Origin of the sequence: Ectopseudomonas khazarica (genome assembly GCF_004521985.1) — a bacterium.
GTDB classification, from domain to species: domain Bacteria; phylum Pseudomonadota; class Gammaproteobacteria; order Pseudomonadales; family Pseudomonadaceae; genus Aquipseudomonas; species Aquipseudomonas khazarica.
In genome coordinates, this window is sequence record NZ_SBHZ01000018.1 from 14,347 (window position 1) to 35,247 (window position 20,901).

A 20,901-nucleotide genomic window follows, 5' to 3' on the forward strand; every position below is an offset into this window, starting at 1 on the left:
CTTCCCTTGCACAAGGGTCAGTTGTTACAAAGCATTTTCAGGCTCGCGGGCGGCCCGCAGATCGGCAGGCAGGAGCAAGGTATCGATCAGCGCATCGAGCGGCAGCGAGACGACCGCCAGCACGGGACAGACGACGCTGAACCAGCAAACCACCGTCCCGGGATTGCCGCTGCCGCTGGGGCCAGGGCGCATCCCCAGCAGGTAGAGATCGCCGTTGACGCTCTTGTAGGTCTCCACCGGCAGGGCGCCGTTTTCACCCTCGCGGCCCGTCAGGGTGCCGCAGCCGCCTGCGACAGCGAGCAACGCTATCCACACGCCACGCAGCAGGTGCTTCATGCACGCTCCTCGTTCATCCATGCAAGGGGCGGGCTCAGGCCCTGGCCAGCTCCGGCAGGTCACCGGAAAGCCCCAGCGCCTGGCGCACGAACAGTGCCTTGGCCTCGGCCTGGCCGTCGACCAGGTCGAGGCCCATGTTGCGCAGCAGACGCAGCGGCAGGGGGTCGGCCTGGAACAGGCGCTGGAAACCTTCCATCGCGGCCATCATCGCCAGGTTGTGCGGCATGCGGCGGCGTTCGAAACGGCTCAGCACGCGCTCCTCGCTCAGGTTCTCGCCACGTGCGGCGGCATGCTGCAGCACCTCGGCGAGCACGGCGGCATCAAGAAAGCCCAGGTTGACGCCCTGCCCCGCCAGCGGATGGATGGTGTGCGCGGCGTCGCCGATCAGCGCCAGCCCCGGCTCCACGTAGCGCTTCGCATGACGCTGACGCAGCGGGATGCACAGACGGCGGTCGGCATGCAGCAGCGTGCCGAGACGCGACTCGAACGCCTTGCCCAGCTCACGGCAGAAAGCCTCGTCGTCCAGCGCCATCAGGCGCTCGGCCTCGGCCGGCACGGTGGACCAGACGATCGAGCACCAGTGCTCGCCAGCCGGCCCGGCCAACGGCAGGAAGGCCAGCGGACCATCGTCGGTGAAACGCTGCCAGGCCGTGGCCTGGTGCGGGCGCTCGCAACGCACGCTGGTGACGATCGCGTGATGCAGGTAATCCCATTCGCGCGTGGCACAGCCGGCCAGGCGGCGCACGGCGGAATTGGCGCCATCGGCCGCGACGAGCAACGGCGCACGCAGCTGGCGGCCATCGGTGAGGGTCAGCAGCCAGTCGTCACCACTGCGGCGCAGCTGTTCCAGGCGCGCGCCGGGCAACAGGCCGATCTGGCTGTCGTGCAGGCGCTCGAGCAGGGCGTCCTGCACCACACGGTTCTCGACGATATGCCCCAGCGTCTCGGCATGCACGCTGGCCGCAGCGAAATGGATGCTGCCGGTGCCGGAGCCATCCCACACGCGCATCTCGCCGTAGGGGCAGGCCCGTCGGGCGGCGATGCCGTCCCAGGCGCCCAAGCGCTGCAGGATGCGTTGGCTGGCCATGGACAGGGCACTGACCCGTGGCTCGAACGGCGCCTGTGCGACGAAGGGCGGCACGCTGAGCGGGCTGCCATCGACGATCAGGATGTCCAGCCCACTGTGCTCCAGCGCCAGGGCCAGCGTACTGCCCACCATGCCGGCGCCGACGATGATCAAATCCGCGCGCATATCATTCCTTAAACTCAGGGGTGCGTGCTGCGCACCGCTCGGAATCCATGGTGCGCACGGCCTGGGCGGCCCCACGACACCCTACGAATCGACTCACAGACTGCGGGTTCCCAGACCCATGGCCTGCCGCGCGAACCAGCGCTTGGCCGGCGGCAGCAGGTCGAGGCCGAGCAGCCCCAGGTTGCGCCCGGCGCTGAGCAGCGGCTGGGCATTGCTGAACAGGCGCGTCACCTGGTCGGAGAAGCCGACGGTCAGTTGCTGGTCGAGCTGCTGCCGCTGCTGGTAGTGCTGCAGCGTGGCGAAGTCGCCCAGCGGCCCCTCGCTGCCGATCAGCACCTCGGCCAGCGCCAGGGTATCGCGCAGCGACAGGTTGTAGCCCTGGCCCGCGATGGGGTGCAGGCTGTGCGCCGCATTGCCGAGCACCACCAGGTGCGGCCGCACCTGCTCCTGCGCCTCGACCAGGCTCAATGGATAGAGATGCCGGGCACCGACCTGTTGCAGGGCGCCCAGGCGATAGCCGAAGGCCTGCTGCAACTCGCCGAGGAAGCTCGCCGCGCTGATCGCCAGCAGGCGTTCGGCATCGGCGCTCGCACGCGTCCAGACCAGAGCGCAGCGGTTGTCGCTCAGCGGCAGCAGGGCCATCGGGCCGTCATCGGTGAAGCGTTCGAAGGCCTGCCCGCGATGCGCCTCCAGCGGGCTGACGTTGGCGATCAGCGCACTCTGCCCATAGGGTTTGACGTTGACGCCGATGCCGAGCTGCTCACGCAGGGCGGAGCGGCCGCCATCGGCGAGAATGGCCAGGTCGCACTCGAGGCTGGCGCCGTCACTCAGCGTCAGACGATAGCCATCGTCCAGGCGCTGCATCGCGCTGACCTCCGCCGGGCAGCGCCATTCGACGACATCGGCATCCAGCGCCTGCCACAGGCAATGGCCGATCCAGGCGTTTTCCACCACATAGCCCAACGCCGGCACGCCCTCCTCGATCGCCTGCAGGCGCGTGGCGCCGAAACGGCCACGGTCGGAAACGTGAATCTGCTGAATCGGCTCGGCCCGCTGGGCGATACCCTGCCACAGGCCGAGGCGCTCGTAGATCAGCCGGCTGCCGTAGGACAGCGCGGTGGAGCGTGCGTCATAGCTGGGCTGGTAGTCGCTGCCCGGAGCGAAGGGCTCGATCAGCGCAATGCGCCAGCCCCGCTGCCGCGCACTGTCCTGCAGGGCCAGCGCCAGGCTGGCACCGACCAGGCCACCGCCGATGATCGCCACATGCACACGTGACATGGGCTCAGGCCGCCTCGCTGCGCGCGGCCGCCATCAGTGCCTCGATCTCGGCGACGCTCTTGGGCACCCCGCCGGTGAGAATCTCGCAGCCCTTGCGGGTCACCACCACGTCGTCCTCGATGCGCACGCCGATGCCGCGCCATTTCCTGGCGACCGCCTCGTTGTCGGTGGCGATGTAGATGCCCGGCTCGACGGTCATCGCCATGCCCGGCTCGAGCACGCGCCATTCCCCGCCGACCTTGTAGTCGCCGACATCATGCACGTCCATGCCCAGCCAGTGGCCGGCCCGGTGCATGTAGAAGGGTTTGTAGGCTTCGCTGGCGATCAGCTCGTCGACATCGCCGCTGAGCAGGCCCAGCTCGACCAGGCCGGCAGTGATCACGCGAACGGTGGCTTCGTGCGCCTCGTTCCAGTGCTTGCCCGGAGCGATGTGCTTGAAGGCTTCCTCGTTGGCCGCCAGCACCAGCTCGTAGATGGCCTTCTGCTCGGGCGAGAAGGTGCCGCTGACCGGGAAGGTGCGGGTGATGTCGCTGGCGTAGCAGTCGATCTCGCAGCCGGCGTCGATCAGCACCAGGTCGCCATCCCTGAGCGCCGCGTCGTTTTCGCGGTAGTGCAGGATGCAGGCATTCTTGCCCGCCGCGACGATGCTGCCATAGGCCGGCATCTTCGCCCCGCCCTTGCGGAACTCGTAATCCAGCTCGGCTTCCAGGTGGTACTCGTGGAGGCCGGCGCGGCTGGCCTGCATCGCGCGAATGTGCGCACGCGCACTGATCTCGGCAGCCTCTTTCATCACCTTCACCTCGGCAGCCGACTTGTACAGGCGCATGTCGTGCAGCAGGTGGTCGAGGGCGACGAACTCGTTCGGCGGCGTAGCCCCCTGACGGGCCTTGGCGCGGATGTGGTTGATCCACTCCATCAGGCGCTGGTCGAACTCCTGATTGCAGCCGATGGCGTAATAGACGCGCTCGCGCCCCTCGATCAGCCCCGGAAGAATGTCGTCGATATCGCCGATGGGAAACGCATCGTCGGCCCCATAGCTGGCGATGGCGCCATCCTGGCCGGCACGCAGGCCGTCCCACAGCTCGCGCTCGGGATCGCGCTCACGGCAGAACAGCACGTACTCGCCGTGCTCGCGACCGGGAATCAGCGCCATCACCGCTTCCGGCTCGGGGAAACCGGTGAGGTACTGGAAGTCGCTGTCCTGGCGGTAGGTGTGCTCGACATCGCGGTTGCGGATATACACCGGCGCAGCCGGCAGGATGGCGATGCTGTTGGGTTCCATCTGCGCCATCAGCGCCTTGCGCCGACGGGCGTATTCGGACTTGGGGATGCTGGTCAAGACGGGCTCCGGGAAAGATCAGTGCAGGGAGGGTTTGGCGGCAGGCGCCGCGGGCTTCACGCACTCGGTGAACAACAGCAGGGGCGCGACGCGCAGGTATTCCATCACTTCCATGTAATCGCTCTCGCCATCCTCGGATTCCTCCAGGCCACCCTGGACCTGGGCGATGGCGGACAGATCCTGCAGCACTTCCATGGCCTCGGCGCTCAGCGCGCCGTCGCGGGCGGTCAGGCCGAAGCCACCGAGGAAGCCCTGGCACCACTGGCCCAGGGCAACCGCACGTTGCGCCAGGGGGGTTTCGTCATCCGGCAGCAGCAGCACCAGGCTGATGTCCTCGCTGCACAGCTCGCCCTTGACCATCTCCTGCAGACCGATCAGCGCCTGGCGCACGTTGTCCTGCGGCTCACCGCCGAGCAGGTCGGTGGCGTCGAGCAGCCAGGCATCCGGCTCGAAGCCGGCACCGGCGCAACTGCGGCCGAGCAGCAGGCCATGCAGTTCCGCGGGCGAGACGGAGTGCCCTGCGCTGCTCAGCAGAGCGGCGAAGGCGGCGTAGGGAGAACTTGGAATCGACATAGATAGCTAGGCGCCAGACGGCGCAATCTCTAGAATGGAGGCCTCGTATCCTAGCACCGGCAGACGCGGCAAGACCATCGAAGTCCGCCGGGGTGTCGATGACGTCGTACGCATCACGCCACTGCCATCTGGGTTTGACCCCTACCCGGGTCCAGCCTATATAGTCCAGCCATTCCCTCCCATAGCGAGAGCCCATGGAAGACGCCGATCTGCACGCATTGACCGCCAAGCTGGAGCTGCTGATCCAGCGTGTCGAGCAGCTCAAGGCTCACAACCGACTCCTGCTGGCGAATGAACAGGCCTGGCGCGAGGAACGCGCCCATCTGATCGAAAAGAACGAAATGGCCCGGCACAAGGTCGAATCGATGATTTCGCGCCTCAAAGCCCTGGAGCAGGACTCATGACCCAGTCGAACACCGTGACCGTCCACATTCTGGACAAAGAATATTGCATCGCCTGCCCCCAGGACGAACGCGCCAACCTGGAAAGCGCCGCGCGCTACCTGGATGGCAAGATGCGCGAGATCCGCACCAGCGGCAAGGTGATCGGCGCCGACCGCGTGGCGGTGATGGCGGCCCTGAACATCACCCATGACCTGCTGCACAAGCAGCAGCGCCTGGATCAGGACGCCAGCTCCACGCGCCAGCAGGTGCGCGACCTGCTCGATCGCGTCGACCGCGCCCTGACCGACGACTCGGCTTCCTGAGCCGAACATGCCTGCCAGTTCGTCGCAGGCCGCCCCTCCACCCGTCTATTCGGGTATACTGGCCGCCACTTCCTGGGGTGTGCGCCAGTCGGGGATGTCCCTGAGCCGATACGCACAACCACGGGGGTTGCATGTTGGGGCAGGTGTGCATGTCCGCCTGACGGAAAGCCTTAACGCCTCCTGCAACCTCCACCTTGAACTTTCGGGTTCAAGGGCTAAACCGACAGCGGCACGCTGGGAAGTCACCTCCCCCTCCGGTAGCCGCCGCTACCCACCCTGCTTCATCCTCTGCCCATGACTCCTTCCGCCCCACTCAGCCGCCCGCAACTGCGCCGTGTGCTGCGCCAGCGTCGTCGTGCGCTCAGCCGCAGCCAGCAACGCAGCGCCGCGCGCAACCTGTACCGCCAACTGGCGCAGAGCCCGCAGTTTCGCCGCGCCCGGCACATCGCCCTGTACCTGCCCAACGACGGCGAAATCGACCCTCGCCCGCTGCTGGCAGCCGCACAGAAACGCGGCAAGCGCACCTACCTGCCGGTGCTCAGCGCCTGGCCGCGCACCAAGATGGTGTTCCAGCGCGTCACCCGGCACGAGAAACTGGCGGGCAATCGCTTCCGCATCCTCGAACCCAGCCCGCGCCCCAAACGTCAGCGCAAGCTCTGGGCACTGGACCTGGTGCTGCTGCCGCTGGTGGGGTTCGACGACCGCGGCGGTCGCCTGGGCATGGGCGGTGGTTTCTATGACCGCAGCCTGGCCTACCTGCGCATGCGCAAAAATTGGCACAAGCCGACGCTATTGGGACTGGCGCATGAATGTCAGCGGGTGGACGAACTGGCGATGGCCAGCTGGGATGTGCCCTTGCAGGCGACGGTGACGGACAGGCGCTGGTACTGACGAGCGGGTGGCACCGCGATCCTTGCGGCGCTGACGCTGCGAGCCCGCGAATCAGGGCTGCTGCGTGACCTTGATGGAAACGTCGCTCTGGCGCTCCCAAAGGCTCTGGGTGTAACCCGTGGTAACCACGCCCAGACTGAAAAGTACTACGAGAACCCACAAAAGATCTGGCTTGCGTTTCATCTATTGCCTCCCCCTTCAAGGCAACTGCGCGCGTTGGTCGCGCGTTATTGTTGTGTGCAATACGACGTCGCCAAGCGTTAAGCCGGGCATTTTCCGCCAGGGCCGAGCGCGGTGCAATTTCTGGCGCCAACCGGCTGTCGGAGAGTTCCACTCAAACGAGCGTCCGCTAACGGACAGACCTGCAGGAGCAAAGTTCATGCCTTATTGGTTGATGAAGTCCGAACCCGACGAATTGTCGATCCACGACCTGCAACGCCTGGGCAAGACGCGCTGGGATGGCGTGCGCAATTACCAGGCGCGCAACTTCCTGCGCGCGATGCGTCCGGGCGATCAGTTCTTCTTCTATCACTCCAGTTGTCCGCAGCCGGGCATCGCCGGCATTGGCCGCATCGACGGCGAGGTCTACCCGGACCCGACCGCGCTGGACCCGCAGAGCCACTACCACGACCCCAAGGCCAGCCCGGAGAAGAACCCCTGGAGCGCGCTGGATGTGGCGTTCGTCGAAGCCTTCGCCGAGGTGCTGCCACTGCAGCACCTGAAGAACAACCCGCTGCTGGCCGAACTGGCCCTGGTGCAGCGCGGCAGCCGGCTCTCGGTGATGCCCGTCGGCGAAAAAGAATGGACGGCGATCCTGGCCATGCGTTGAGCCAGCACCGGCACTGTGCTATCACCCAATGAGAGCTTTGGGAGTTATCCATGCCGGCATCCTCCGCCTGGCCAGCGCGACTCGCGCTGGCCTTCCTGTTACTGGTGCTGAGCGGCGCCAGCGTGCTGCTGTGGCGGCAGATCGAAGGCGTCCAGCAGCAACGCCTGGACGAACGCGTCGGCTACCAGGCGCGCAGCCTCGTGCGTCAGCTGGAAGGCACCCTGCACCTGGAAGTGGCCAGCCTCGAGCGCATCGCCCGCTTGTGGAACAGCCTGGGGCGCCTGCCCCGCGCCAGCTGGGACGATGAAGTCGAGCGCGCACTGCGCGGTTTTCCCGCCTACCAGTCGATCCAGTGGGTGGGCGACGACCTGCGCATGCGCTGGCTGTTCCCGGTGGCCGGCAACGAGGCCGCGCTGAACTTTCGCCTGCTTCCCAGTCACCCCAACTACCCGCTGGCCATGGAGGCACGCGACACCGGCGAGCAGCGCTTCTCCAACAGCTTCGACCTGGTTCAGGGCGGGCGCGGCTTCGTGCTCTACACACCGCTCTATCGGCAGCAGGATGGCCAGCGCGTCTTCGACGGTTTCCTCCAGGGCGTATTTCGCGTCGAACCGCTGATGGTGCAGCTGCTGACGCAGATCGATCGCGACGCCTTCAACCTCGAACTGCTGGAGAACGGCCAGGTCCTGTTCCGCCACGGCGACACGACGGGCGACGACCCACACAGCCTGCAACTGGGCCTCAGCCTGCTCAACAACCAGGCTTTCAGCCTGCGCCTGAGCCCCACGGCGCGCCTGCTCGAACAGCTCGAGTCGCCGCTGTCCGGCGTGGTGCTCGGCGCCAGCCTGGCGATCAGCCTGCTGCTGGTCGCCGCGCTGGCCCTGGCCCTGGAGAACAGCCGCCGCGCCCATGCCCTGCAACTCGCCAACCGACGCTACAAGGTGGAAGCCGAGCGCCGCGAGGAGACCGAGCAACGCCTGCGCGAAAACCGCGAGCGCCTGCAACTGGTGCTCGACCTGACCGACTCCAGCCATGACGGCCTGTTCATCTTCGACAGCAGCAGTCGCGAGCTGCTGCACATGAATCAGGCGACCTACGCCACGCTGGGCTATCGCCCCGAACAGTTCGCCGAACTGCTGCGCGAGGACCCGGAAAAGCTCCTGCCGGGCTTCCACCGCTGGCTGCAGCAGGTCCGCGAGGCACAACGCGACAACCTCTCGCGGATCTTCCAGCGCGAGCTGATCCGTCGCGACGGCAGCCGCCAGCCCGCCGAGATCAACACGCAGCTGGTGGAGCTGCATGGGCGCGAGTACCTGATTGCCGTGTCCCGCGACAACAGCGAGCGCCTGCAACTGGAGGACCGCCTGCAACGCCTGTCGCAACAGGACGGCCTGACCGGCCTCTACAACCGGCGCTACTTCGACCAGCGCCTGCAGGCCGAGCTGCGTCGGCTACGACGGGCCGGTGCGCCGCTGACCCTGCTGCTGCTGGATATCGACCACTTCAAGGCCTACAACGACGCCCTCGGCCACCTGGCCGGCGACGATGCGCTGCGCAAGGTCAGCGCCGTGCTGCAGGACAGCCTGCAGCGCGAGGGCGACGCGGCCTGCCGCTATGGCGGCGAGGAGTTCGCCATCATCCTGGCCGGCACCGGGCTCGATGGCGGCGAGCACGTCGCCGCACGCATTCACGCCGGCATCGCCGCGCTGGAGCTTCCTCACCCCGCCAGCCCGCTGGAACGCCTGAGTCTGAGCATCGGCCTCGCCGTGCTCGATCCGGTTCGTGACGAACAGCCCGGCGAACTGATCGCCCGCTGCGACCAGGCGCTGTACAGTGCCAAGCACGAGGGCCGCAATCGCACCTGCCTGTGGGGCGCCGCCCTCGCTTGACCTGCATCAAACCACGCAACAGGCTGAGCGCAGACAATGAAAGTCTGCTAATCATGGTCCCGAGCAAGGGCCCGCAGAAAGGACGCTGAGATGAACAACGCGCGACGTCGCCTCCCCTATCTGATCGTTTTCGGCCTGGCCGCAGTGGCCGCCATCGCCTGGTGGCAACTGCGCCCGAGCGGCCTGCCGGAGGGCTTCGCCAGCGGCAACGGGCGCATCGAGGCCACCGAGGTGGACGTAGCGACCAAACTGGCCGGACGCATCGCCAGTATCGATGTAGACGAAGGCGACTTCGTTGAGCCCGGGCAGGTCCTGGCGCGCATGGACACCCAGGTCCTCGAGGCCCAGCTGGCCCAGGCCCGTGCGCAGTTGCGCCAGGCGGAGAATGGCCAGGTGACGGCTGCCAGCCAGATCAGCCTGCGGGAAAGCGAGAAGCGCACCGCCGAGGCGGTGGTGCGCCAGCGCCAGGCCGAGCTGGATGCCGCACGCAAGCGTCACGCGCGCAGCGCCACGCTGGTCAAGCGCAATGCCCTGGCCCAGCAACAGCTGGACGATGACCTGGCGCGCCTGCAGAGCGCCGAAGCCGCCCTGGCCGCCGCCCGTGCCCAGGTCAGCTCGGCCGAGGCCGGCATCGCCGCCGCCCAGTCGCAGGCCATCGAGGCGCAATCGGCCACCGAAGCCGCCCAGGCCAGCGTCGAACGCCTGCAGGTGGACATCGACGACAGCCAGCTCAAGGCGCCGCGCGCCGGCCGCGTCCAGTACCGTGTGACCCAGCCGGGAGAAGTGCTCGGCGCGGGCGGCAAGCTGCTCAACCTGGTGGACCTCACCGACGTCTACATGACCTTCTTCCTGCCCGAACGCCAGGCCGGCCGCGTCGCCCTCGGCAGTGAGGTGCGCCTGGTGATCGATGCCGCACCGCAGTACGTGATCCCGGCCAAGGTCAGCTATGTCGCCAGCGTCGCCCAGTTCACGCCGAAGACCGTGGAAACCGCCAGCGAACGCGAGAAGCTGATGTTCCGGGTCAAGGCACGCATCGACCCCGAGCTGCTGAGCAAGCACCTGCAGCAGGTGAAGACCGGCGTCCCCGGCATGGCCTACCTGCGCCTCGACCCCGAGGCCGAATGGCCTGAGCACCTGGCGATCAAGGTTCCGCAATGAACGCGCCGGTCGCGCGCCTGGCTGGCGTCGGCCTGCGCTACGGCGAAACCCACGCCCTGCAGCAGATCGACCTGAGCCTGCCGGCACAGCGCATGGTCGGCCTGATCGGCCCGGACGGCGTCGGCAAGTCCAGCCTGCTGGCGCTGATCGCCGGTGCCCGCAAGCTCCAGGACGGCCAGGTCGAGGTCCTCGGCGGCGACATGGCCGAGGCTCGGCATCGGCGCAACGTCTGCCCGCACATCGCCTACATGCCGCAGGGCCTGGGCAAGAACCTCTATCCCACCCTGTCGGTGTTCGAGAACCTCGATTTCTTCGGCCGCCTGTTCGGCCAGGACGCCGCCGAACGCGAACAGCGCATCGACGACCTGCTGCGCAGCACCGGCATGGCCGCGTTCCGCGAACGCCCAGCCGGCAAGCTGTCCGGCGGTATGAAACAGAAACTCGGGCTGTGCTGCGCGCTGATCCATGATCCCGACCTGCTGATCCTCGACGAGCCGACCACCGGCGTCGATCCCCTGTCACGCAACCAGTTCTGGGAGCTGATCGAGCGCATCCGCACACAGCGCCCGCAGATGAGCGTGCTGGTGGCCACCGCCTACATGGAGGAAGCCGAGCGCTTCGACCACCTGGTGGCGATGGACGACGGCCGCGTGCTGGCCGAAGGCAGCCCCGCCGAACTGCGCGAACGCACCGCTTGCGCCAGCCTGGAGCAGGCCTTCATCGCCCTGCTCCCGGAAGAGCGGCGGCGCGGCCACCAACAGGTACTTATCCCCCCGCTGCAGGGCAGCAGCGAGATCGCCATCGAGGCCAAGGGCCTGACCATGCGCTTCGGCGACTTCGTTGCCGTCGACCAGGTGTCGTTCCGCATTCGCCGTGGCGAGATCTTCGGCTTCCTCGGCTCCAACGGCTGCGGCAAGAGCACCACCATGAAGATGCTCACCGGCCTGCTGCCGGCCAGCGAGGGCGAGGCACTGCTGTTCGGCCAGGCGGTCGACCCGCGTGACATGGCCACGCGCAAGCGGGTCGGCTACATGTCCCAGGCGTTCTCCCTGTATGGCGAGCTGACAGTGCGGCAGAACCTGGTGCTGCACGCCCAGCTGTTCCACGTACCCAGCGCCGAGATCGGCCCACGGGTGGCGCAGATGGCCGAGCGTTTCGACCTCGGCGAGGTCATGGACATGCTCCCCGAGCGTCTGCCGCTGGGCATCCGCCAGCGCCTCTCGCTGGCCGTCGCGGTGATCCACAAGCCGGAGATCCTGATCCTCGATGAACCGACCTCGGGCGTCGACCCGGTCGCCCGCGACGGCTTCTGGCAACTGATGCTCGACCTGTCGCGCCAGGACGGCGTGACCATCTTCATCTCCACCCACTTCATGAACGAGGCGCAGCGCTGCGACCGCATCTCGCTGATGCACGCCGGCAAGGTGCTCGACAGCGACACGCCGCAGGGGCTGATGGACAAGCGCGGGCTGGACAGCCTCGAAGCCACCTTCATCGCCTACCTGCAGGAAGCCGTCGGCGAGCAGCCGCTCAGCGAGGCACCACCGTTGCAACAGAAACCCGCACCGCAGCGCCAGCGCTTCAGCCTGCGCCGCCTGTTCAGCTATGCCCGGCGCGAGGCGCTGGAGCTGCGTCGCGACCCGATCCGGGGCGGCATGGCGCTGCTGGGCACCGTGCTGCTGCTGTTCATCATCGGCTACGGCATCAGCCTCGACGTGGAAGACCTGTCCTTCGCCGTGCTCGACCGCGACCAGACCACCACCAGCCAGGAGTATCACCTCAACCTCTCCGGCTCGCGCTACTTCCTGGAGAAGGCGCCCCTGCGCGACTACGACGAACTGGAGCGACGCCTGCGCGACGGCGACATCAGCCTGGCAGTGGAGATACCGCAGAACTTCGGCCGCGACCTCAAGCGCGGCGCCAGCCCACAGATCGGCATGTGGATCGACGGCGCCATGCCGACCCGCGCCGAAACCATCAAGGGCTACGTCACCGGCCTGCACCAGCATTACCTGGCCGAGCTGGCCCGGCGCTCGCCTCAGCCACAAGCCAGCAGCGCAGCCGAACTGGAAGTGCGCTACCGCTACAACCCGGACGTGGAAAGCCTCAAGGCCATGGTGCCGGCGGTGATCCCGCTGCTGCTGATGCTGATCCCGGCGATGCTCACGGCACTCGGCGTGGTGCGCGAGAAGGAGCTGGGCTCGATCATCAACCTCTACGTCACCCCGGTCACCCGCCTGGAATTCCTGCTCGGCAAGCAGTTGCCCTACATCGCCCTGGGGCTGTTCAACTTCATCCTGCTGGTGCTGCTGGCGGTCACCGTGTTCGACGTGCCGCTCAAGGGCAACCCGCTGACCCTGCTGGCCGGCGCCCTGCTCTACCTGGCCTGCGCCACCGGCCTCGGCCTGCTCATGTCGACCTTCACCAAGAGCCAGATCGCCGCCGTATTCGGCACCGCCATCGCCACCCTGCTGCCCGCCATCCAGTTCTCCGGGCTGATCTACCCGGTGGCTTCGCTGGAAGGCTTCGGCGCGCTGGTCGGCCAGCTCTACCCGACATCGCAGTTCCTGGTGATCAGCCGTGGCCTGTTCTCCAAGGCGCTGGAGCTACGCGACCTGGCCGGCTATTTCCTCGCCCTGGCACTGACCGTGCCGCTGTTGACCCTGCTCAGCGCCAGCCTGCTGCGCAAACAGGAGGTCTGATGGAACGCCTGGCCAATATCCTGCACCTCGGCATCAAGGAACTGCGCAGCCTGCAGCACGACCTGGCGCTGGTGATCCTGATCCTCTGGGCCTTCAGCATGGGCGTCTATTCGGCCGCCACCAGCCTGCCGGAAAGCCTGCACAACGCCGCCATCGCCGTGGTCGACGAGGACCAGTCGCAACTCTCCGAAAGGCTGATCCAGGCCTTCCAGCAGCCCTACTTCCGCACGCCGGAGCGCATCGACCTGAGCCAGATGGATCGCGGCATGGACTCCGGCCGCTACACCTTCACCCTGAATATTCCGCCGAACTTCCAGCGTGACGTACTGGCCGGCCGCAGCCCGGCGATCCAGCTCAACGTCGATGCCACCCAGGTGAGCATGGCCTTCACCGGCGCCGGCTACATCCAGAACATCGGCACCAGCGAAGTCGCCGAGTTCGTCCGCCGCTACCGGGGCGACCTGCAGCAGCCCGCCGATCTGGTATTGCGCGTGCAGTTCAACCCGAACCTGACCCGCGCCTGGTTCGGCTCGGTGATGGAGGTGATCAACCAGATCACCATGCTCTCGATCATTCTCACCGGCGCCGCCCTGATCCGCGAACGCGAGCACGGCACCGTCGAACACCTGCTGGTGATGCCGGTGACGCCGCTGGAAATCATGCTGGCCAAGGTCTGGTCGATGGGCCTGGTGGTGCTGACGGCAGCGGCGCTGTCGCTGCTGCTGGTGGTGCAGGGCTGGTTGCAGGTACCGATCGAAGGCTCCATCGCCCTGTTCCTGCTGGGCGCGGCGCTGCACCTGTTCGCCACCACCTCGATGGGCATCTTCTTCGGCACCGTGGCACGCTCGATGCCACAGCTGGGTCTGCTGATCATCCTGGTGCTGCTGCCGCTGCAGATTCTCTCCGGCGGCACCACACCGCGCGAGAGCATGCCCGAACTGGTACAGCAGATCATGCTGGCCGCACCGACCACCCACTTCGTCGCCCTGGCCCAGGCCATCCTCTATCGCGGCGCGGGGCTGGCCATCGTCTGGCCGAACCTGCTGGCCATCGTCGGCATCGGCACGCTGTTCTTCCTCGCCGCGCTGAGCCGCTTTCGCAAGACCCTGGCGCAGATGGCCTAGAAGCAGCAGCAAGCTTCAAGCGGCAAGCCACAAGTAGAAGCAGGCACCCTCTTGCAGCTTGTGGCTTGTGGCTTGTGGCTTGTGGCTTGTGGCTTGTGGCTACTGAATGATCAGGTTGTTGAACAGCAGGTCCTCGACCACGGGCTTGCCTTCTTCCGCGTTGATCGCGTCCTGCACCTGCTTGAGCGCCTGCTGGCGCAGGTTCTCGCGGCCATCGGGAGCATTGATGGTCTCGCTGGTCTGGGCCGAGAACAGCAGCACCAGCTGATGACGGATCAGCGGCTCGTGGTGCTTGACCTGCTCCTCGGCCTCGGTGCCGGTCACGCGCAAGGCGACGTCCGCCTTGAAGAACTTCAGACGGTTGCCCTGGTCGGCCAGGTTGCCGATCAGGGCAGGCGTCAGGCTGTGGTAGATCGTCGTCGGCACCTCTTCCTTCTTCTCCGAAGACGCCAGGACAGGCAGGCAGATCGACAGGCTCAGCAACAGGGCGGTCAACAGTTTCACGTTCGGCACTCCATCGGGGATGTGCCTAGCATAGCCATCCACACGCCAGCACCCAAGCCCGGCGCTTATGCCGGGCTATCAGGCGCGGGCATGCTCGTTGACCCATGGCAGGCGCTTCCTACACTGCATGGCACCCTGCAAGAGGAACGCATCTGATGAAAGCCCTGCTGTGCAAAGCCTTCGGCCCTGCCGACACCCTGGTACTGGAAGACCTGCCAAGCCCCGAACCGAAAAAGAACGAGGTGCTGATCGAGGTCCAGGCCGCCGGGGTCAACTTCCCGGACACGCTGATCATCGAAGGCAAGTACCAGTTCAAGCCGCCTTTCCCCTTCGCGCCAGGCGGCGAGGTAGCGGGTGTGGTCAAGGCGGTAGGCGAGAAGGTCAGCCACCTGCGCAGCGGTGACCGGGTAATGGCCCTGACCGGTTGGGGCGGCTTCGCCGAAGAGGTCGCCGTGCCAGCCTACAACGTGCTGCCGGTACCGAAGAGCATGGACCTGACCACCGCAGCGGCCTTCGGCATGACCTACGGCACCTCGATGCACGCCCTCAAGCAGCGCGCCAACCTGCAAGCCGGGGAAACCCTGCTGGTGCTTGGCGCCTCCGGCGGCGTCGGCCTGGCAGCAGTGGAAATCGGCAAGGCCATGGGTGCAAAAGTGATCGCCGCTGCGAGCAGCGCCGAGAAACTGGAAGTGGCGCGCAAGGCCGGTGCCGACGAACTGATCAACTACAGCGAGCAGAGCCTGAAGGACGAGGTGAAGAAACTCACCGGCGGCCAGGGCGTGGATGTGATCTACGACCCGGTGGGCGGCACGCTGTTCGAGGAAGCCTTCCGCAGCATCGCCTGGAACGGCCGCTTCCTGGTGGTCGGCTTCGCCGCTGGCGGCGGCATCCCGGCCCTGCCGGCCAACCTGCCGCTGCTCAAGGGTGCCGCCCTGGTCGGCGTGTTCTGGGGCTCATTCGCCCAGCGCCAACCGCAGGACAACGCCGACAACTTCCAGCAACTGTTCGCCTGGCACGCCGAGGGCAAACTCAAACCACTGGTGTCGCAGACCTTCCCGCTGGCGCGCGGCGGCGAAGCGATCGATGCACTCGGCCAGCGTAAGGCGGTGGGTAAAGTGGTGGTGGAGGTGCGGTAGGAGGCGTCGAGCGCACCGGACACGGTTGCACGCAGGTGTCCAAGGTCGCTCTAGCGGCGGCCTTGGTGGACAGACATCAGGCAATGGTCAGAGGACTTGGGTCTGAAGGCATCGGTCAGGTAGCACAGAAATGCTGAGCTGATCGTGCTGCCCAGCGGCAAACACCACCTGCCGGTTATGCCCTCGCTGCACCACATGATGTGGGTAGTTCGGCAATACAATCCGTCCCATCATTGGCATAACGATCTCCTTCCATTGAGACCTTCAGCTTAGTCGGTCAGGTGAAAAATAAATCTGTCCCCTTTTCCCTACCGCGGAGTGAAACAAATAGCCCCGGCATTGCCGGGGCTATTTTCATTGAGAAGAAGCGACACTACTTATTGTAGTTGAACTCAATACCAAATTTCATTTCATCAACGTCTAATGTGATTACACACCCAGACCAAGCCTTCTCTCCAGCGGTCAAATTGTTGGTTGAAAAATAATCTCGCAATTGGACCAGCAAGTCTGTCAGACCTCCTACAGCGCGCCCATCCGGATCAAACCAACTCAACCCACCAGACTGATTAACATAATCGAACTCATACCTCCCCCCGTCACCCTCTGAGAAAAGCTCCACACGAACTATTATTTCCCTAGCATCCGCTGGGCCAGCATCAACTAAAAGCTGTCCAATTTTCTGATATAACTCTTGATCGCCCATCAGACACCACCCGGTGAGTTTTTGAAATCAACAATAACAGGGCGACCACCATCAATAGAGTATCTGACAATAAATCTATCAGGCCGCACAGCTGAGCCAGAATAGACAGGCTCAATTTTCAGAACGAAAAAGGGGACAGATTTATTTATGACGCAGCACCGTCAGCCTAAAAATAAATTTGCCCCCTTTCTCTGCTGCCTCCTTTTCCTGAGTATGACAACACCGGCGCAAGACCGGTGTTGATGATATTCAAATCGAAGGTTCGTGATTGGTTAGGAAAAAACCTTCTCGAAACAAACTCTTAAGCTCAGCGCGGCGCTTTGAAAATAACGAGAAATCATCCACCATATCTTGAATGCTATTTGTAACTCTCACCAAGTAGCCATTACCTAATCTCTCAATAGGAAAGCCTGATGCTGCGATTTGATCAGCATCAACCTCTTGGGCAAACTCGTCTCCATAAAACATCGCCCAGCCAACATTTGGCACATCGGGCTTCAAGGCCGCATTAAATGACCCTATTTGAAAACTGTTATTTCTTTCATGGGGGCCAAGCTCAGGCTCACTGAAGAGATGAAGCATTCCAAGCTGAGGAGGAAATATTTCGCACCACGTCCTGAAGAGCGAATACCAGTCGATCTTCTCACTGCAAGCAGCGTTTAGGGAAATTGATCCCGGAACGGTTTGCCCGCGAATATTTCGAGATGTATGAACAACACTTCCTGAGGATTTAATCGCCTTCTTTCTTCTCCATGCAAAGTCTTGGCGGAAGTCCGACAAAGCGCCGTTGACACGAATGACAGCCTTAGATGCCCAAACACCTTCACACGCAGATTTTCCTACAAAAGACTCCGTGAACTTATCTTCATTATGCGAGACCTTCTCCGGAATCAGTAAACTACCGTTCAGGCTCAACGAATCAATGAGCCTTTCGCCAATGTCCCAATCAATCGTTTCAGCCTTTGTTCTAATTGCAACCTGTATATATGATTTCATAAGCCATCAAAACTTCGCCAAATCGCCCGTAGCGGGGTTATACCTGTAAATATCACTACCAGTACTTCTCACCTGACGGATGAGCCTCCCTGCGAGGAAGAAGGGGACAGATTTATTTATGACGCAGCACCGTCAGCCTAAAAATAAATCTGTCCCCTTTTCCCTAAGCAGGGGTCTATATCTAACCAATCGCTGTCCGCCTGATCCGTTACCCGCATCCGATGGCTCGACCAGGGATAATCAACCGCTTCGGCAACCATGTGGGCTCGAACCGGGTTCAGTTCGATATAGCGACAGCAGGCAAGCAAGTAGGCGTCTGACTCGACGACGCTGGACTTGTAGCGACTCTCCCAGAGAGTGCCGGTGCGCCCCTCCAGACGATTTCGATAGCGCGTAGCTCGCGCCGCCAGCGCCTTCATCAACTGCCCCAGCCCGGCAACAGCTTCACCGGGCGCCAGCAGCAGGTGGACATGATTGGTCATCAGGCAATAGGCGTAAACCTTGACCCCGAAGACATCTTTCAGCTCACGCAGATCAGAAATGTAACGCTGATAGTCTTGTTCAGCAGCAAACACCACCTGCCGGTTATGCCCTCGCTGCACCACATGATGTGGGTAGTTCGGCAATACTATTCGCCCCATCCTTGGCATAACGATCTCCTTCCATTAAGACCTGCAGCTTAGTCGATCTGGTGAAAAATAAATCTGTCCCCTTTTTCTCTTTTATCACGAAGCTTTAAGCTGCTTAGCTATCTTTCTAGCCGCGTGCCGTATTCCCTGACTCTCCCCAGTTTTACTCAATGCTTCTACTTCTACTGTCAAACGGCTAGACCGTGGAACGAATAAGACCCACTTCAATGCCAAACCAGACCAGTACTCGCTCTGACTTTTAAGGCCCTCTATAACAACTTTTTCAAAAGGAAATGTGTCTATGAATTCTTCAGAAAGCCCATAACACTTAAGCCCATCAATTATCTTGCCGCGAACCACTTCTGGAAGGTCTTCTAGTATTGGCAGAAAAAATACACACGCTGTTTCGTCGCTGACTGTCTGAACAGCAGACTCAGTCGATCGAGCCCAAAGCCCCTCGGCAGTAAGCCCTAAAAGGAAACGTCCGCCAGAAAGCTCTGCAACAGGAAGCCAATTCAAATCACTGCCTTCAGAGTTGTACTCAATTTTTTTTACCCATGGTGCATCTAGATTAACTAGCTCCATCAACAGCTTTTCTTTCAGGGCATCTATCATCTTGCTATCCCGGGAGTATGGGTAACATCAACACCATGGCTGCGCATAACGGAAAAAGGGGACAGATTTATTTATGACACAGCACCGTCAGCCTAAAAATAAATCTGTCCCCTTTTCCCAATCTGTCCCCTTTTCATCTAATTAATAAAGACCCAACACCCTGAGATCTTTTTTTAGCTCTGCGGCCTCGTCAGAGGGCAAATCATTCAAAACAGAAGATAGCTCGATCTCCTTTAGCAATCCGCGGATCATGTCAAGGTGATATTTCTTGACTTTCTCTGAAGACCTATCTGCCGAAAGAATAAGCGCTAAAATCTCCAACATTAATTTTTCAACAGGCAAGTCAAAGGAATTCTCAAGCTCACTGTAGGCATAGCCTACTTCGCTTTCTCCCTCAGCCCATGGGCTTTGGTGGCTGAGTTTGGCTCTGCAATAGTTGTAATAGCTGCCCAGAAACCAAGCCCGGATTTCACCATAAGTCACTCGATCTTCCATTACGGCGTCTTCCTCGGCGGGCGGAGCATAACGCCCTGATTATCAAGAATATTAACTGTGATATTGGGATATTTCGCCTTAAATTGCTCCGCCACGTTTAGACAGCTTGCGGAAAAAGGGGACAGAAAAAGGGGACAGATTTATTTATGACGCAGCACCGTCAGCCTAAAAATAAATCTGTCCCCTTTTCCCGTCAAGGCGACCCAAAATAACGCCCTAGTTCAGACCTTCCCTTGATTCACCATTACTCTCCAACGATGTCGTCCGTCTCCTCATAATCTTCCGGCTTACTGTAGTCATACTCAATATTAAATTTCCCATCAGGATAAAGCGTAAAAATCAGCCCCCAAATGCGCTGCCCATTTTTTTGGAGAACATCATCCCTAATCAGGATCGCCGCCTTGCCACTATCAATACAGCTATTTGGCCAAGCCAATGCCTTTTTATCAACGTTGCCGAAGCTTTCAAGCCAATAGACTGTTGATGCCATCCGGTGATAAATCTGACAACTACAGAAGGCTTTATCCCATGAGCGCCCCCCAATAAAATCAATAATCCCTCTAGCCAATTCATTATAGGCATCTTCAACTGTATTCATGCCTCACCTCATTGAATAAATGTGAACTGCTTTAACTCACCATCCATCATGGCATACACCTTGAATTCACTCGGCCTAACCCCATTACCTGGCGGGTATTTCACCTCGAAAAAAGGGGACAGATTTATTTATGACGCAGCACCGTCAACCTAAAAATAAATCTGTCCCCTTGTTCCGGAAGCCTTTGCCGAGGGTAGGCTCGGCATCGAGGCCATTCTGGAAGGGTTCAGGGGCAGGATCGTGGATGGGTGGCTATTGCCCGGCGCTGACCTCGAATTGAAATAAACATGCTCAATTAGACAGGGACTTCTTTGAGTATCGTTCTTCTAATATTTCAGCAGACCTTAGAACACCTCCCCCCTCATCAGGAAAGAAAGCAGAGTAAACATCAGCTGCAACTTTCATCAGAAGAACGTAGTCAGGTACTGGGATACTTGAGGTTTCCACTTCGCCCAAAAAGAAACTGACCTCATTGAAGTCTTCCGGGTCGTCCCAGTCCTGATCAAGAGAGTAGAAAAAACCCTCACTTACAGAGAAGCCAACTCCCCGCGAAGCGTCATAGATAAACGCAGGGAAACTAGTTCGCCCTCTCACTATAGATGCCTCAATCAGCTCATAAAGGTCCTCATAATCCAGGCCAGTTGAAGCAAATGATTCCTTGAGGCTTTCAAGCCAAGCCAAGCTAGCCATCAGTTCGTCCTCGGCGGCATAGTAATGAAGGAGTTTGTTATTTCTCCAGTTTTGCTATTACGTGTCACCTGGAAGTAATAGCCGTCAACCCTAATACTAGCCTCTCTCAACGCCGGACTGGTTTTCGGAAAAAGGGGACAGATTTATTTATGACGCAGCACCGTCAGCCTAAAAATAAATCTGTCCCCTTTTCCCTTTTCCCAGACTAGGCATCTATCCAGCAATAGCCTACTCAATTATATAAGTAGTGAACTTGTTTGGCTCTTCCTCTAAATGCAATCGTCTACACTTCGGGCATCGGTAGACCGTAATAGCCTTTTCATCAAGAGCTTCATATAACTGATCAGAAGACAGCTTATCCTCGCTATCTAGCCTATCCCCCAAGCTCTCTATTGCTGACTCAGGAATTAGAGTCAACTCATAGCCTGACCATCCTTGCGAAAGGTTCATAACGTAGC

General features: G+C 61.9%; 21 protein-coding genes, 1 other RNA gene and 2 pseudogenes. 10 read left to right on the forward strand and 14 right to left on the reverse strand.

From position 1 onward, the window contains the following. Positions 1-24: 24 nt before the first annotated feature. From EPK82_RS20380 to EPK82_RS20400, 5 genes are all read right to left on the reverse strand, one after another. A complete protein-coding gene (locus EPK82_RS20380; protein ID WP_134677841.1) occupies positions 25-336 on the reverse strand; it encodes a YceK/YidQ family lipoprotein in 312 nt (103 codons plus the stop codon). 34 nt (positions 337-370) lie between these two features. After that, a complete protein-coding gene (locus EPK82_RS20385) occupies positions 371-1,588 on the reverse strand; it encodes a 2-octaprenyl-3-methyl-6-methoxy-1,4-benzoquinol hydroxylase (RefSeq protein WP_037056723.1) in 1,218 nt (405 codons plus the stop codon). Positions 1,589-1,681: 93 nt separating this feature from the next. Continuing rightward, positions 1,682-2,866 carry a 2-octaprenyl-6-methoxyphenyl hydroxylase gene (gene ubiH, locus EPK82_RS20390; protein ID WP_134677842.1) on the reverse strand — a complete coding sequence of 395 codons (1,185 nt, stop codon included), beginning with the start codon at positions 2,864-2,866 and terminating at the stop codon, positions 1,682-1,684. 4 nt (positions 2,867-2,870) lie between these two features. Continuing rightward, the gene (gene pepP / locus EPK82_RS20395) at positions 2,871-4,205 is read right to left on the reverse strand and encodes a Xaa-Pro aminopeptidase (RefSeq protein WP_037056719.1); all 1,335 of its coding nucleotides are present in this window, start codon (positions 4,203-4,205) and stop codon (positions 2,871-2,873) included. Between the two features lie 18 nt (positions 4,206-4,223). Continuing rightward, positions 4,224-4,778, reverse strand: a complete 555-nt coding sequence (locus EPK82_RS20400; RefSeq protein ID WP_037056717.1) for a YecA/YgfB family protein — start codon at positions 4,776-4,778, stop codon at positions 4,224-4,226. 194 nt (positions 4,779-4,972) lie between these two features. On the opposite strand from EPK82_RS20400, the gene EPK82_RS20405 reads away from it, so the two are divergent. From EPK82_RS20405 to EPK82_RS20445, 9 genes are all read left to right on the forward strand, one after another. Further along, a complete protein-coding gene (locus EPK82_RS20405; RefSeq protein ID WP_003458652.1) occupies positions 4,973-5,182 on the forward strand; it encodes a TIGR02449 family protein in 210 nt (69 codons plus the stop codon). Next, positions 5,179-5,484: a cell division protein ZapA gene (locus EPK82_RS20410; RefSeq protein WP_037056715.1), complete on the forward strand. Its 306-nt coding sequence runs from the start codon at positions 5,179-5,181 to the stop codon at positions 5,482-5,484. The genes EPK82_RS20405 and EPK82_RS20410 overlap by 4 nt, the downstream gene beginning before the upstream one ends. A gap of 66 nt (positions 5,485-5,550) precedes the next feature. Then, positions 5,551-5,729, forward strand: a non-coding RNA gene (gene ssrS / locus EPK82_RS20415) — 6S RNA. 49 nt (positions 5,730-5,778) lie between these two features. Continuing rightward, a complete protein-coding gene (locus tag EPK82_RS20420) occupies positions 5,779-6,375 on the forward strand; it encodes a 5-formyltetrahydrofolate cyclo-ligase (RefSeq protein ID WP_037056713.1) in 597 nt (198 codons plus the stop codon). 379 nt (positions 6,376-6,754) lie between these two features. Further along, complete coding sequence (locus tag EPK82_RS20425; protein WP_037056712.1) at positions 6,755-7,204, forward strand: EVE domain-containing protein; 450 nt, start codon at positions 6,755-6,757, stop codon at positions 7,202-7,204. Between the two features lie 50 nt (positions 7,205-7,254). Then, positions 7,255-9,093, forward strand: a complete 1,839-nt coding sequence (locus EPK82_RS20430) for a sensor domain-containing diguanylate cyclase (protein WP_134677843.1) — start codon at positions 7,255-7,257, stop codon at positions 9,091-9,093. A 90-nt stretch (positions 9,094-9,183) separates the two neighbouring features. Continuing rightward, the gene (locus tag EPK82_RS20435) at positions 9,184-10,251 is read left to right on the forward strand and encodes an HlyD family secretion protein (RefSeq protein WP_134677844.1); all 1,068 of its coding nucleotides are present in this window, start codon (positions 9,184-9,186) and stop codon (positions 10,249-10,251) included. After that, entirely contained in the window at positions 10,248-12,953 is a 2,706-nt protein-coding gene (rbbA, locus tag EPK82_RS20440; RefSeq protein WP_134677845.1) for a ribosome-associated ATPase/putative transporter RbbA, read from the forward strand. Before EPK82_RS20435 ends, rbbA begins: the two co-directional genes overlap by 4 nt. Continuing rightward, on the forward strand, positions 12,953-14,077 hold the full coding sequence (locus tag EPK82_RS20445) for an ABC transporter permease (protein WP_037056708.1): 1,125 nt from the start codon (positions 12,953-12,955) through the stop codon (positions 14,075-14,077). The genes rbbA and EPK82_RS20445 overlap by 1 nt, the downstream gene beginning before the upstream one ends. A 99-nt stretch (positions 14,078-14,176) precedes the next feature. Here EPK82_RS20445 and EPK82_RS20450 read toward each other — a convergent pair whose 3' ends face one another. Continuing rightward, positions 14,177-14,581 carry a flagellar basal body-associated protein FliL gene (locus EPK82_RS20450; RefSeq protein WP_037056706.1) on the reverse strand — a complete coding sequence of 135 codons (405 nt, stop codon included), beginning with the start codon at positions 14,579-14,581 and terminating at the stop codon, positions 14,177-14,179. Between the two features lie 155 nt (positions 14,582-14,736). On the opposite strand from EPK82_RS20450, the gene EPK82_RS20455 reads away from it, so the two are divergent. Continuing rightward, positions 14,737-15,717 (forward strand): NADPH:quinone oxidoreductase family protein, encoded by a 981-nt coding sequence (locus EPK82_RS20455; RefSeq protein WP_037056704.1) that lies wholly within the window; start codon positions 14,737-14,739, stop codon positions 15,715-15,717. Positions 15,718-15,831: 114 nt separating this feature from the next. Here the strand turns inward: EPK82_RS20455 and EPK82_RS20460 are convergent. From EPK82_RS20460 to EPK82_RS20500, 8 genes and pseudogenes are all read right to left on the reverse strand, one after another. Further along, positions 15,832-15,957 (reverse strand): annotated as a pseudogene (locus EPK82_RS20460) (transposase); the annotation flags it as partial. Positions 15,958-16,090: 133 nt separating this feature from the next. Further along, complete coding sequence (locus EPK82_RS20465) at positions 16,091-16,420, reverse strand: antitoxin YezG family protein (protein ID WP_134677846.1); 330 nt, start codon at positions 16,418-16,420, stop codon at positions 16,091-16,093. Between the two features lie 249 nt (positions 16,421-16,669). Beyond that, positions 16,670-17,416 carry a hypothetical protein gene (locus EPK82_RS20475; protein ID WP_134677847.1) on the reverse strand — a complete coding sequence of 249 codons (747 nt, stop codon included), beginning with the start codon at positions 17,414-17,416 and terminating at the stop codon, positions 16,670-16,672. 149 nt (positions 17,417-17,565) lie between these two features. Beyond that, positions 17,566-18,066: pseudogene (locus EPK82_RS20480) on the reverse strand (transposase); the annotation flags it as partial. A 75-nt stretch (positions 18,067-18,141) separates the two neighbouring features. Beyond that, positions 18,142-18,660: a hypothetical protein gene (locus EPK82_RS20485; protein WP_134677848.1), complete on the reverse strand. Its 519-nt coding sequence runs from the start codon at positions 18,658-18,660 to the stop codon at positions 18,142-18,144. Positions 18,661-18,801: 141 nt separating this feature from the next. Continuing rightward, on the reverse strand, positions 18,802-19,155 hold the full coding sequence (gene imm2 / locus EPK82_RS20490) for an Imm2 family immunity protein (RefSeq protein WP_134677849.1): 354 nt from the start codon (positions 19,153-19,155) through the stop codon (positions 18,802-18,804). 244 nt (positions 19,156-19,399) lie between these two features. Next, entirely contained in the window at positions 19,400-19,753 is a 354-nt protein-coding gene (locus EPK82_RS20495; RefSeq protein WP_134677850.1) for a hypothetical protein, read from the reverse strand. 291 nt (positions 19,754-20,044) lie between these two features. After that, positions 20,045-20,443, reverse strand: coding sequence for a hypothetical protein (locus EPK82_RS20500; RefSeq protein ID WP_134677851.1), 399 nt, complete (start codon positions 20,441-20,443; stop codon positions 20,045-20,047). Positions 20,444-20,901 lie beyond the last annotated feature (458 nt).

Coding starts and splice junctions, on each gene's coding strand:
- EPK82_RS20380 (WP_134677841.1), bottom strand. CDS start 336: ATGAAGCACCTGCTGCGTGGCGTGTGGATAGCGTTGCTCGCTGTCGCA.
- EPK82_RS20385 (WP_037056723.1), bottom strand. CDS start 1,588: ATGCGCGCGGATTTGATCATCGTCGGCGCCGGCATGGTGGGCAGTACG.
- ubiH (WP_134677842.1), bottom strand. CDS start 2,866: ATGTCACGTGTGCATGTGGCGATCATCGGCGGTGGCCTGGTCGGTGCC.
- EPK82_RS20400 (WP_037056717.1), bottom strand. CDS start 4,778: ATGTCGATTCCAAGTTCTCCCTACGCCGCCTTCGCCGCTCTGCTGAGC.
- EPK82_RS20405 (WP_003458652.1), top strand. CDS start 4,973: ATGGAAGACGCCGATCTGCACGCATTGACCGCCAAGCTGGAGCTGCTG.
- EPK82_RS20410 (WP_037056715.1), top strand. CDS start 5,179: ATGACCCAGTCGAACACCGTGACCGTCCACATTCTGGACAAAGAATAT.
- EPK82_RS20420 (WP_037056713.1), top strand. CDS start 5,779: ATGACTCCTTCCGCCCCACTCAGCCGCCCGCAACTGCGCCGTGTGCTG.
- EPK82_RS20425 (WP_037056712.1), top strand. CDS start 6,755: ATGCCTTATTGGTTGATGAAGTCCGAACCCGACGAATTGTCGATCCAC.
- EPK82_RS20430 (WP_134677843.1), top strand. CDS start 7,255: ATGCCGGCATCCTCCGCCTGGCCAGCGCGACTCGCGCTGGCCTTCCTG.
- EPK82_RS20435 (WP_134677844.1), top strand. CDS start 9,184: ATGAACAACGCGCGACGTCGCCTCCCCTATCTGATCGTTTTCGGCCTG.
- rbbA (WP_134677845.1), top strand. CDS start 10,248: ATGAACGCGCCGGTCGCGCGCCTGGCTGGCGTCGGCCTGCGCTACGGC.
- EPK82_RS20445 (WP_037056708.1), top strand. CDS start 12,953: ATGGAACGCCTGGCCAATATCCTGCACCTCGGCATCAAGGAACTGCGC.
- EPK82_RS20455 (WP_037056704.1), top strand. CDS start 14,737: ATGAAAGCCCTGCTGTGCAAAGCCTTCGGCCCTGCCGACACCCTGGTA.
- EPK82_RS20465 (WP_134677846.1), bottom strand. CDS start 16,420: ATGGGCGATCAAGAGTTATATCAGAAAATTGGACAGCTTTTAGTTGAT.
- EPK82_RS20475 (WP_134677847.1), bottom strand. CDS start 17,416: ATGAAATCATATATACAGGTTGCAATTAGAACAAAGGCTGAAACGATT.
- EPK82_RS20485 (WP_134677848.1), bottom strand. CDS start 18,660: ATGATAGATGCCCTGAAAGAAAAGCTGTTGATGGAGCTAGTTAATCTA.
- imm2 (WP_134677849.1), bottom strand. CDS start 19,155: ATGGAAGATCGAGTGACTTATGGTGAAATCCGGGCTTGGTTTCTGGGC.
- EPK82_RS20495 (WP_134677850.1), bottom strand. CDS start 19,753: ATGAATACAGTTGAAGATGCCTATAATGAATTGGCTAGAGGGATTATT.
- EPK82_RS20500 (WP_134677851.1), bottom strand. CDS start 20,443: ATGGCTAGCTTGGCTTGGCTTGAAAGCCTCAAGGAATCATTTGCTTCA.